The sequence below is a fragment of the Arthrobacter sp. TB 23 genome (genome assembly GCF_000294595.1).
GTDB lineage: Bacteria > Actinomycetota > Actinomycetes > Actinomycetales > Micrococcaceae > Arthrobacter_D.
This window is the reverse complement of sequence record NZ_ALPM01000025.1, coordinates 1-10609: the sequence shown is the minus strand read 5'-3', so window position 1 is coordinate 10609 and position 10609 is coordinate 1. Positions and strand designations below refer to the sequence as shown.

Annotated in this window: 13 protein-coding genes and 1 riboswitch; of the genes, 1 reads left to right on the top strand and 12 read right to left on the bottom strand. The window is 65.1% G+C overall.

Features of this window, described 5'->3' with window-relative positions; genetic code table 11:
* From B384_RS0103375 to B384_RS0103330, 10 genes are all read right to left on the bottom strand, one after another.
* A partial coding sequence (locus B384_RS0103375) for a thioredoxin-like domain-containing protein (protein ID WP_026040937.1) occupies positions 1–607 on the bottom strand: 607 nt, incomplete at its 3' end.
* Positions 604–2787 carry a cytochrome c oxidase assembly protein gene (locus tag B384_RS17595; protein ID WP_035766320.1) on the bottom strand — a complete coding sequence of 728 codons (2184 nt, stop codon included), beginning with the start codon at positions 2785–2787 and terminating at the stop codon, positions 604–606. The genes B384_RS17595 and B384_RS0103375, both read right to left, overlap by 4 nt.
* A gap of 127 nt (positions 2788–2914) precedes the next feature.
* The gene (locus tag B384_RS0103365; RefSeq protein WP_019481737.1) at positions 2915–3205 is read right to left on the bottom strand and encodes an HU family DNA-binding protein; all 291 of its coding nucleotides are present in this window, start codon (positions 3203–3205) and stop codon (positions 2915–2917) included.
* Positions 3206–3347: 142 nt separating this feature from the next.
* Positions 3348–4514 carry an MFS transporter gene (locus B384_RS0103360; RefSeq protein ID WP_192813050.1) on the bottom strand — a complete coding sequence of 389 codons (1167 nt, stop codon included), beginning with the start codon at positions 4512–4514 and terminating at the stop codon, positions 3348–3350.
* Positions 4515–4626: 112 nt separating this feature from the next.
* Complete coding sequence (gene rpsN, locus B384_RS0103355; protein WP_019481735.1) at positions 4627–4932, bottom strand: 30S ribosomal protein S14; 306 nt, start codon at positions 4930–4932, stop codon at positions 4627–4629.
* Between the two features lie 4 nt (positions 4933–4936).
* Positions 4937–5104 carry a 50S ribosomal protein L33 gene (gene rpmG / locus B384_RS0103350; protein WP_019481734.1) on the bottom strand — a complete coding sequence of 56 codons (168 nt, stop codon included), beginning with the start codon at positions 5102–5104 and terminating at the stop codon, positions 4937–4939.
* Positions 5104–5340: a 50S ribosomal protein L28 gene (rpmB, locus tag B384_RS0103345; RefSeq protein ID WP_019481733.1), complete on the bottom strand. Its 237-nt coding sequence runs from the start codon at positions 5338–5340 to the stop codon at positions 5104–5106. The genes rpmG and rpmB overlap by 1 nt, the downstream gene beginning before the upstream one ends.
* 228 nt (positions 5341–5568) lie before the next feature.
* Positions 5569–6684, bottom strand: a complete 1116-nt coding sequence (locus tag B384_RS0103340; protein WP_019481732.1) for a glucose-1-phosphate adenylyltransferase family protein — start codon at positions 6682–6684, stop codon at positions 5569–5571.
* Complete coding sequence (locus B384_RS0103335) at positions 6681–7178, bottom strand: MarR family winged helix-turn-helix transcriptional regulator (RefSeq protein WP_019481731.1); 498 nt, start codon at positions 7176–7178, stop codon at positions 6681–6683. The genes B384_RS0103340 and B384_RS0103335 overlap by 4 nt, the downstream gene beginning before the upstream one ends.
* Positions 7179–7236: 58 nt before the next feature.
* Positions 7237–8007 (bottom strand): SGNH/GDSL hydrolase family protein, encoded by a 771-nt coding sequence (locus B384_RS0103330; protein ID WP_026040936.1) that lies wholly within the window; start codon positions 8005–8007, stop codon positions 7237–7239.
* Between the two features lie 108 nt (positions 8008–8115).
* Here B384_RS0103330 and B384_RS0103325 point away from each other — a divergent pair, with 108 nt between their 5' ends.
* Positions 8116–9078 carry a diacylglycerol/lipid kinase family protein gene (locus B384_RS0103325; RefSeq protein WP_019481729.1) on the top strand — a complete coding sequence of 321 codons (963 nt, stop codon included), beginning with the start codon at positions 8116–8118 and terminating at the stop codon, positions 9076–9078.
* A 27-nt stretch (positions 9079–9105) separates the two neighbouring features.
* Here the strand turns inward: B384_RS0103325 and B384_RS19565 are convergent, their stop codons facing one another.
* Together B384_RS19565 and B384_RS0103315 are read right to left on the bottom strand one after the other, a co-directional pair.
* Positions 9106–9429, bottom strand: coding sequence for a M23 family metallopeptidase (locus B384_RS19565; protein WP_019481728.1), 324 nt, complete (start codon positions 9427–9429; stop codon positions 9106–9108).
* A 380-nt stretch (positions 9430–9809) separates the two neighbouring features.
* Positions 9810–9993, bottom strand: a riboswitch (cyclic di-AMP (ydaO/yuaA leader).
* A 105-nt stretch (positions 9994–10098) separates the two neighbouring features.
* The coding region (locus tag B384_RS0103315) for a siderophore-interacting protein (protein WP_019481727.1) at positions 10099–10609 on the bottom strand (511 nt) is incomplete at its 5' end.

The window sequence follows — 10609 nt, the reverse complement described above, 5'->3', positions numbered from 1 at the left end:
CCAGCCGGTGGTGGCCGGTGTCGCCGATCAGGAGCGAACCGTTGGCGAGGGGGACGGCTTTGCCCGGGAACCGGAGGTCGCCGGCGGTGCTTTCGGCAGGAACGTAGGGTCCGTCACCGCGGTGCAGCGTGCCCTTCGCGGAGTGTTCCTCCGCCAGCTCCTGGACGAGGGACTCCAGCCCGGCAGCGTGACCCTCACCGGAGAGGTGCGCCACAATGTACCCCTCGGGGTCGACGACGACGAGGGTGGGCCAGGCGCGGGCGGTGTAGGCCTGCCAGGTGGTCAGCTCCGGGTCGTCCAGCACCGGGTGCTGGATGTCGTAGCGTTCCACCGCGGCGGCCAGGGCGTCCGGGTCCGCTTCATGTTCGAACTTGGGTGAGTGGACTCCCACTGTGACAACCACGTCACTGAACTTCTGCTCCAGCGGCCGCAGCTCATCCAGGACGTGCAGGCAGTTGATGCAGCAGAAGGTCCAGAAGTCGAGGATGACGATCTTCCCGCGCAGATCTTCGAGGGTGAGCTGCCGCCCGCCCGTGTTGAGCCAGTTGCGGCCCACCAGTTCGGAGGCACGCACCCGGTAATCGGTGCGGATCGAGGTCTCAGTCATTCACGCTCTCCTGGTTGGTCAGGCTTCTGGGATGATGCTGGCTTTCCGGGTCCCGGTGTGCCTGGACCGCGGCGGTTGTCGCGTTCCGCCAGCGAAGCGAACATGTTGTTGTAAGCGGTGAGATCGGCGTCGTTATTCCTGTCCGCCGCACGATCGGTCCGTTTGGACTCCCGGGCGTCGTCACGCGACCACATGATGGCGACGCCGATCGCCACCAGCAGGGTGGGAATCTCGCCGATCCCCCAGGTCAGGGCGCCGCCGAGTTGCTGGTCCTCCAGCGCCGAGGGGCCCCAGTCCCGGCCCATGTTGCCGAACCAGGAAGCCTGGAGCAGTGACGTGGACCCCATCAGCGCGACACCGAAGAAGGCGTGGAAGGCCATGGTGGCGAAGAGGAGCAGGATCCGCAGCGGATACGGTGCGCGGCGTGGCACCGGATCGGAGCCCAGCATCGAAAGGACGAAAATGTACCCGGTGATTAGGAAGTGCACGTACATCAGTTCGTGGCCCACATGTTCCCGCATCGCGAAGCCGAACAGCGGTGAATAGTAGAAGATCACGATCGATCCGGCGAAGTTGGCTGCGGCGAACAACGGGTGGGTCACCAGCGCGGAGAAGCGCGAGTGCACCAGCACCAGGATCCACTCGCGGATCCCCCGGGACCCGTCGCCGCGAGGGGTCAGCGCCTTGAGCGCCAGCGTTACCGGCGCGCCGAGGACCAGGAAGAGCGGAACCACCATGGTCAGGGCCATGTGGCCCACCATGTGTGTACTGAACAACACCATGCCGTAGACGGCTGGAGCACCCGAGGTGATGTAGGTCAGCAGCGTCAGCCCGACCAGCCAGCAGGCAAGCCGCAGGAGCGGCCATTTGTCGCCGCGTTTGCGGACCTTCACCACACCCCGCACGTAAGCCACCCCGACGACCGCCACGAAGGCCACCCAGAGCCAGTCGAAGCGCCATTCGGTGAACCAGCGTTCAAACGTCAGCTCGGGCGGCAGGTCATACCCGGAGAGGATCCGCGCTGGCGAGGCGTCGGGGGCGATCTCCTCGCTGACAGGCGGGGCCGTCCGGGACAGGGCAACAGCAACACCCGAGACTGCGCCCATGATCAGCAGTTCCACGGCGATCAGCTGCCACAGCACCCGCCGGGCGGAGAGCTGGCCGCCCGTGAGCGACCCGCTGCCCGTTCCGAGCTGGGGAATGATCCACTGCCGGTGCATGAGGCCGATCCCGCCGAGCAGCAGGGTAGCAACCGTCTTGAAGGTGACCAGCAGGCCCCACTCCGAGCCGAGCTGGCCCAAATCGTTGATGCGGAGGCTGGCGTTGATCACACCGGACAGCACCACCAGGATGAAGGCGAAACCTGCGAGGGAGGAAAAGCGGCGCAGCACGCTGGAGGTCAGGACGCCCAGCCGCCCGCTGATCACCGCCAGCACAATGATGCCGCCGATCCACAGGCAGACCCCCACCAGGTGCAGGGCGATCGAGTTGATGGCGGCGTAGTGGTCGTCGCCGCTGGCTGAGTGGCCGATCAGGGCCATCGGCATCAGGCCGAGGAGCGATAGGACACCGGTCAGTGCCAGCCAGCCGCTGGATCGGGCCCCGAAGGTCATGGTGGCGACGACGGCGGCGATCAGGACGGTGGACAGCCAGGCACGGCCGGTGTCGAAGTCGGTGAGGTAGGAGGCCAGCCCCTCCGTGTAGCCGGGGTCGCTGCTCAGCGGCAGGCCGGCGGCGTCGGAGTAGGTGAACAGCAGCACACCGACGGCGGCGAGGGTCCACGATACTGCGGCGACGGAGGCGAGGGTCATGACCGCGCTGAAGGCGGGGTGTTCGTCGCCCGGGGTGCCGTCGCTGCTGGTGCGCACATTACTGGTGCGGCGGTGGGTCGATCCGACCCGGCGCGGGAGGATCATGACGGCGAAGACCAGCGAGCCGATGACGGCGGCAACCGAAATGTTGTTCAACGCCTTGGCGATCGGCAATCCCCAGCGGGTCAGGGCACCCGGGTCGCCCAGCTGACGCGGACCGGCAGCCCCCGAGAACAGCAGGGCGAGGATGAGTGCGACCACGACGGCGGCACCGCCGGCAATCAGCCAGCCAACCTTCACCCCTGGGGTCTGTATGCCCGGGCGGTCGGTCGGCCGGGGCGCCTTGGTTGTAGTAGCCACATCTACCATTGTCTACCCTGCGTAGAACGGGTAACAATTCGGTGACTCACGCCCGAAGTTGGAGTTCGACGTTAAAAGGAAAGGCCGCCACCGGAAAGGGTGGCGGCCTAGAGTCCTTAGCGGACCGGGTGACTGACTACTTGACAGCAGCCTTCAGCTTGGAGCCGGCGGTCAGCTTGACGCTGCTGCCTGCTGCAATCTGGATGGTCTCGCCGGTCTGAGGGTTGCGTCCGGTGCGGGCGGCACGCTCGGTGCGCTCGACAGCGAGCCAACCTGGGATGGTGACCTTGACGTTGTTGGCAGCTGAGGTTGCCAGTACATCGAACAGTGCGTCAAGAACGCCGTTAACGGCGGTCTGGCTGGTGTCAGCCTTCGCTGCTACTTCTGCTACCAGTTCGCTGCGGTTCTTGGTTTCTTTCGTTGCCAATTTACGTCCTCCTGGACTTGTCCGTTATTTGTAAAGCCTTCACGATTCTGAAAGCCTCTGTGCGAAAACTTACCAGCTTGAGCACCAAACTCCGGTCGTTTCCGGCGTTTTTGGGGGTTTTTAGATGCCAAAGGGCACTATTTCAGCTGCTGACTCGGGGAAATCCCTGTTTGGTGCCGGTGAAGACCACGACCAGCGCCCCTAGTGCCAGCCCCGCCGCAGCGAATCCGATTCCCGACGGGTCACCCACTGTCTGCATCTGCGCACCCACCAGCGCGCCGGCGCTGATCCCGATATTGAACGTCGAGTTGTGAACGGCCGCCACGGTGTCCGGGTGGTCCCGGAACGCGCTCATCGCCGCGGTCTGCACATAGGCGGGAACCGGACCGTACAGCAGGCCCCACAGGATCACCACGGCCAGGGTCCAGCCCGGCGCCCCATCCAGCAGCGCGACGCCCAGGAAAGACACCGTCATCACCAGCAGCGAGAGCAGTAACGCGGGACGCAACGCCGAGTCGGTGAACCGGCTGCAGATCGCGAGTCCCAGAATCCCGGCTCCGCCGTAGGCGAGCAACGCGAATCCCACGTTCTCAGCGGTGAAGCCTGACTGGAGCAGCACCGGGGTGATGAAGGTGTAGAGGGCAAACTGGGCGGTCATCATCACCACCACCGCGACTATCACCCGCCGCAGTGCAGGTCCCGCCAACGCCTCACGCAGCTGTGCGCCGCCAGAAACCTTGGACCCGCCAATGCCCGGCATGACGACGGCGGCGCCCACCGACAGGAGCAGCGCGATGATGGCGGCGCAGCCGAACGACCAGCGCCACCCGACCGTCGCCCCCAGCCAGGTACTCAGGGGCACCCCGAGAGCGATCGCGACGGCGTTGCCCGCGTTCACCAGCGCCATCGCCCCACCCAACCGGCCCGGCGGTGCCAACCGGCTCGCGTAGCCGAAGACCACCGCGAAGAACAGTGCGTGACACGCCCCGGCCAGGATTCGCCCGGTCAGCGCCACCGAATAATCCTGTGCCAGGCACAGCACGATGTTGCTGACGCCGTAACCGGCGAGCAGCCCCACCAGCAGCGGCTTTCGGGGCACAGCACTGGTCCACGCGTTCAACGGGATGGAGGCGAACACCACCACTGCTGCATAGGCGGAGACCAGCAACCCGATGGCCGACTCGGTGACCCCCAGGTCCTCCGCCATCAGGGGCAGCAGACCAATGGGGAGCACCTCTGTGGCGACCGCAAGGAACCCACCTACGGACAGCAACAGCATCGGAGGTTCGAGCAGTTTCTGCTGCCGCACGGGCATTCCCTTCAGGATGGGTGCAGTCTGTCAGGACCGGCGCTTAACGCAAGAGGACGGCGACCCAGGGTCGCCGTCCTCTTGCAAACTGGTAGTTACCAGCCAGCCGGAGTTACCAGCTGGACTTGGTCACACCGGGCAGCTCGCCGCGGTGAGCCATGTCGCGGAAGCGAACACGCGAGATACCGAACTTCTGCAGCGTTCCGCGGGGGCGGCCATCGATCTGGTCGCGGTTGCGGAGGCGTACTGGCGACGCGTTGCGGGGCAGCTTCTGCAGGCCGAGGCGTGCAGCTTCGCGGGCTTCGTCAGTCGCGTTGGGGTCAACCAGCGTCTTCTTCAGCTCGAGGCGCTTCTCGGCGTAGCGCTCAACAATTACCTTGCGCTGTTCGTTGCGGGCAATTTTAGACTTCTTAGCCATGTGTTTAGCGCTCCTCTCGGAATTCGACGTGCTTGCGGATCTTGGGATCGTACTTCATCAGAACCATGCGGTCCGGGTCGTTACGGCGGTTCTTGCGGGTCACGTAGGTGTACCCAGTGCCGGCCGTCGACTTCAGCTTGATGATCGGGCGTACGTCTTTATCTTTTGCCATTAGAGCTTCACTCCCCGAGCCAGGATCGACGCGACGACGGCGTCAATTCCGCGCACATCGATGGTCTTGATGCCGCGGGCCGAAACCTGCAGCGTGACGTTGCGGCGCAGGGACGGAACCCAGTAGCGCTTCTTCTGGATGTTCGGGTCAAACCTGCGCTTGGTGCGGCGGTGTGAGTGGGAAATGCTGTGCCCAAAGCCCGGCTCGGCTCCAGTCACTTGGCAGTGAGCTGCCATGACGATCCTCCAAAGAGTTAATGAAAATACCTAGAACCAGCAGTCTTGTCTGCTGGGAATGCAATCAGGGGCGCCCCAAACTACAGCCGAAACTGTCGGGGTGATTAGCGGTTTTCGCGCAACTTGAGCCCCTAACTACCGATTCCCCGGAAGATATGTTCCCAAGAATCGGAGCAATTGCGCACGCTCCGCCACCTGATGCCCTCCTATTCTAGGAGCTGCCGGGGGTTAAGACCAATCGCCGTTGCGGTCTACCACCGTCACGACGTCGTCGTCGCCCACCTGCGCTCCGGCGTCGAGCGTGGCACCGGAGTCAACAATGGACCGCACAATCCGGGCCCCGGAGGGAACGGTGACCCCGTTCAGCAGGATCGAATCGACGACGACGGCGCCCGCCTCCACCACCGTGTCCGGCCCAATCACGCTGTGGCTGACTTCGCCGAGGACGCGGCTGCCCGGCGCCAACAGCGAGTCGGCCACGACCGCACCTTTCCCGACAAACCCGGGCAGGCGCTGGGAGCTGCTGGTGAGGATGGGCCAGGCCGGGTGGTCGAAGGCCAGACCCTCGCCGTCAAGCAGTTCCATGTGCGCCCGGTGGTAGTTCTCGGGGGTACCAAGATCGAGCCAATACCCTTCAAGGCGGTGTTCCACCACTGTTGAATGCTGCACCAGGTGGGGCAGCAGCTGGTCGCCGTAGTCGTCGAGGCCGCCCTCTTCCTTCTCCAGCAGTTCCAGGGTGTTGAGCAGGTGCGCGGCATCGAATAGGAAGACTTCGGTGGCCACCAGGGTGGTCTTGGGCTTGTCGGGCTTGTACTCGAAGCCGGTGACGGCGCCGCCGGACACCTCGACCACACCGTGGTTGGAGGCGTCGCCGTCGAAGTGTGTGGTCACGATTGTCGCGGCGGCTTTGGCCTCCAGATGCGTTTGGACGACATCACGGAAGTCCAGCTGGTACAGGTGATCGGCGCTCAGGAGGAGCACCAGGTCGGGGTCGAACTCGCGGATAAACGCTGCCTGCCGGAACAGGCTATCGGCGTTTCCGTCCGCGAAGCCCTCCCCTTCCCTGCCCTCAAACGGCGGCAGGACACGCAGCCCGCCGTTGGTGCGGTCCAGATCCCACGGCCGGCCATTGGCCAGATGGTCGTTGAGCGAGTTCGGCTGGTACTGCTGCACCATCCACACATCCGAGAAGCCGCTGTGGTGCAGGTTGGAGAGGGGGATGTCGATCAGGCGGTAGGAGCCGGCGACGGGCAGCGCCGGTTTGGCACGCTTATCCGTCAGCGGCCCCAACCGTCCACCCGAACCGCCTGCGAGAACGATCGCAAGGACGGACGGTCGGTTCATGGTTGCACTCCAGGTGTGGGTTGATTCAGGATCCAGTGGGTACTGTCGAGGCGGGCCAGGATCTTCTTGCCAATCCGCTCCAGGTCGCGGACGTCGTCGTCGGTCAACGCGTCGAAGACCGATTCCCGTACATGGTCAACATGCTCGCGGGCCAGTAACTGCAGATTCGTCAGCCCGCCCTCGGTGATCCGGGCGGTGGTGACCCGACCATCGCTGGCACTGGGGCACCGGGACACCCAGCCGCGCTGCTCAAGTTTCTTCACCACATGGCTCAGGCGGGACAGTGACGCATTCGACCGGGCAGCGAGTTCACTCATCGCGAGGGTGAGGTCATCAGTCTCGGAAAGCATCGCCAGGACGTGATAATCGAACAGCGTGATCTTGGCCTGCCGGAACAGGTGGGCGTCCAGCGTGCCAGGGAGCATGGTGGTGACGGCGTAGAGCGCAAGCCAGGCTTGCCGCTCCTCGGGATTCAGCCATCGGACACCACTCATCCCGCCATTCTGGCACAGCCACCGTTTGCCACCGGTGCCCCGCGGGCCGGCTGGGACCCTAGGCCCACGCCGGGCGGGTGAGCTCCGGGTACTTGGCCGTCAGCACATCCCCCGAAGACACGCCGCGCAGGCGCCGCCCCACCCACGGCGACAGATAGTCGCGCGCCCACTGGGCGTCCGCTCGTAGCTGATCTATCCGCGACGACGCCGGCGCGGCCTCCAGCTCGGGCAGGTCGATCTCGTGGGAGGCCCGCAACACTTCGAGCACCCGCCTGGCCATGAGGGTGTGTCCGGCGGCGGACATGTGCATCCGGTCAGTGTCCCAATAGCCCCAATTCTGGAACTCCCTGAACCGCCAGTAGTCCACCACGTCGGCGTGGTGCCGGTCAGCAATTTCACGGACCAGTTCGTTATAGATGGCCGTCCGCCCGCGGGTCTTGCCGAACACCGCCGACCCCACCGAATCAAAACCGGTAAACAGCACCACGGCGGCGCCCGAGCTTGCAAGGCGGGCCACGCCGTCGTCGTAGGCGGCCATCAGCGCGTCAATGTCGATCCGCGGCCGCAGAATGTCGTTGCCACCGGCGTAGATGGTGATCAGCGTGGGCTGCAGGGCCAGGGCCCGGTCAACCTGTTCGTCGAGGACCTGGCGCACTTTCTTGCCGCGGACGGCGAGATTCGCATATCCCCAGGAGCTGTCGGCAAGGATCAGTTGCTCGGCCACCCGGTCAGCCCACCCCCGCACCCCATTGGGGCTGGCTTCATGCCAGTCGCCGACGCCTTCCGTAAACGAATCACCGAGGGCCACATATCGTTGAGAGAATTCCACTAGAAGAGGCTACCTGCTCCCGCCGCGCGATAAGGTGGCATTGCAAGCAGACTGATAACTTTTTGCAGTGCAACCCCGCTCCCCTCCCCACAACCTGAGAAGGACATCATGACCCAGCCCTCCGACACTCGGACCAAGCGCGCCGCGTTGATCATCAACCCGGTCAAGAACACCGGGGCTGATATTCGTGCGATCGTTTCGGAGCTCTGCGCTGCCGAGGGGTGGGACGAGGTGCTGTACCTGGAGACGTCGGTTGATGATCCCGGCCGTGGCCAGGCACAGGAAGCCGTCGACGCCGGCGTGGACGTGGTGATCGCCGCTGGCGGTGACGGAACGGTCCGCTGCGTGGCCGAGGTCGTCAACGGCACCGGCATCGCACTGGGGCTGATCCCACTCGGCACCGGCAACCTGCTGGCCCGGAACCTTGACATCGCCGTCGACGATCCGGAGGAGGCCGCCAAGGCAGCCCTGTTCGGCACCGAACGCAACGTTGACGTCGTCCATGTCACCGTTGACCGCGCCCAGGACTCGCACGTGTTCCTGGTGATGGCGGGGCTGGGGTTTGACGCGTCGATCATGGCTGACACCCGTGATGACCTCAAAGACAAGGTGGGCTGGCTGGCCTACGTCGACGCCGGCATCCGGAACCTGAGCGGCAAGCCTGCACGCACCCGGATCACGCTGGACGGCTGCGAGGTCATCGAGCGTCGGCTGCGCAGCGTGATGGGCGGCAACTGCGGCAAGATCATGGGCGGGCTGGAGATTTTCCCCGGCGCCAAGATTGACGACGGCCTGCTGGACATCATGACCGTGGCGCCCACCGGCCGGCTCGGCTGGCTTGGCGTCGTGGGTAAGCTGTTTGCCCGTGGAAAGGGCAAGGACCCGTCGCTCGAGTACTTCCAGTGCAAGGAAGCCGAGATCCAGCTTGACGAGCCGCAGGAAATCCAGCTCGACGGCGACCCCCTCGGCAAGGGCACCCACATGGTCCTGCGCGTGGACGCTAATTCGTTGCGGCTGCGGATGCCTTACGGCAAGAAGGATCCAGCAGTCGTCACCCACCCGGAGCCCTAAGCCGCGAGGGCCGGGCCCGGGCCGGGGCTAGAGCCGGGTCTGGGGATCGACTTTTTCGCCGTTGACCAGTAGCTCGAAGTGGAGGTGGCATCCGGTGGAGTTGCCGGTGCTGCCGACGGCGCCCAGGCCCTCGGCTTTGCCCACTTTCTGCCCCACGGTCACGCCGAGCACACTGAGATGGTTGTACGAGGTTTGGAGGCCCCCGCCGTGGTCCACCACGATCCGCTGGCCACCACCATAGGCATGCCACCCGGATTCCACGACGGTGCCCGCGCGTGATGCGAGGACCGGCGTACCGCAAGCCCCTGCGTAGTCGGTCCCGGTGTGCAGCTCGTCGCCGTACCCGCCCATCGGGTTCACCCGGTAGCCGAACGACGAAGCAATTTCGGCACCCTTGATCGGGGTGGTGAACGCTGCCGCGTCGCTGGACAGGACAGTGGTTTTGGCCTTCGGGGTTGCGGCCGTCGCGAGCGGGGACTCCTTGCTGAAATCAATTTCTACTTCAGCGTCAGCAGTAACCGGTGCGGCTACGGCGGGGCCGGTTCCGGCGGTAGGGGCTGCCGAGGGGGAAGCCTCTGGCGAGGGGAAGGCTGCGGTGAGAACGAGGCCCGCCNNNNGCTGCGGCGAGGACTCCCACGGCCAGCACAGCTGACCGGCGGTTGGATTTCAAGGTGGACTTAGGCGGGGCGGACGCGCGGCGGCGCCCGGACGTGACCGGCTGGAGCAAAACAGGAGCCTCTCTGCAACGCCGGTGAAGTTAGCTGTCGGATTCGAGCAAGAGTTGACTCGGCCCACTGCTGCTCTTCCAGTGAGCGGAAGAGTGGTTTGCGAAGGGCTGCACCCCAAGGCAGAAAACTGCCGAAGATGGGTCCTCCACCCCTGCCACGGTGAATTGGGGGCCGGCTGCTGACAGGGTTAGGCGTGCAGTCCGGGAGCCACAATGATGCGGATGGCTCCCTATAAGAATAGGGCGCTTAGCCGAGAAGTTATAATTTCGTTACACAGATCACGGCGTGGCGGCTAGCCAAGTTCGGATCGGCCCCTGCGCCAATACCCCATGAAGGCCACCTGCTTGCGGTCAATCCCGACGTCGCGCACCAGATAACGCCGCAGCCCACGGACCACCGCGGCCTCGCCCGCGATCCAGGCATAGAACGGGAGCGCACCGGAGGGCCGGTCCGGGTTCAGCGAGGAATTCAGCGTTGACGCGTTCAGCCGCTGCGGGGTTTCCCACAGGATGGTTTCGTCAATGTTCACTTCTTCCGGCTCGGGGCCTGCTGTGGCTGCGGCAGCGGCGGCGAGGGTCAGCCCGGCGCGGGAGCTGGCATCGACTCCGACGGCGAACGGCGCGGCCAGCGACACCCAGCCGGGCACCCGAACCGTATCCCGGACCGCCGCGTCCAGCAGTTCACCGTGGGGACGTTCCCCCCGGGCGAGCCAGATGATTTCCACCGCTGAGGTGGTGGACACAGCCTGGAAGTCTGCGTGGTCCGGCACTTCAAGGAAGGCGTGCCCGCCGACGTCGGCGGGG

What these genes read in the sequence shown, in the direction of transcription:
- B384_RS17595 (WP_035766320.1), bottom strand. Translation starts at nt 2,787, where the DNA reads ATGGTAGATGTGGCTACTACAACCAAGGCGCCCCGGCCGACCGACCGC.
- rpsN (WP_019481735.1), bottom strand. Translation starts at nt 4,932, where the DNA reads ATGGCTAAGAAGTCTAAAATTGCCCGCAACGAACAGCGCAAGGTAATT.
- rpmG (WP_019481734.1), bottom strand. Translation starts at nt 5,104, where the DNA reads ATGGCAAAAGATAAAGACGTACGCCCGATCATCAAGCTGAAGTCGACG.
- rpmB (WP_019481733.1), bottom strand. Translation starts at nt 5,340, where the DNA reads ATGGCAGCTCACTGCCAAGTGACTGGAGCCGAGCCGGGCTTTGGGCAC.
- B384_RS0103340 (WP_019481732.1), bottom strand. Translation starts at nt 6,684, where the DNA reads ATGAACCGACCGTCCGTCCTTGCGATCGTTCTCGCAGGCGGTTCGGGT.
- B384_RS0103335 (WP_019481731.1), bottom strand. Translation starts at nt 7,178, where the DNA reads ATGAGTGGTGTCCGATGGCTGAATCCCGAGGAGCGGCAAGCCTGGCTT.
- B384_RS0103325 (WP_019481729.1), top strand. Translation starts at nt 8,116, where the DNA reads ATGACCCAGCCCTCCGACACTCGGACCAAGCGCGCCGCGTTGATCATC.
- B384_RS19565 (WP_019481728.1), bottom strand. Translation starts at nt 9,429, where the DNA reads ATGGGCGGGTACGGCGACGAGCTGCACACCGGGACCGACTACGCAGGG.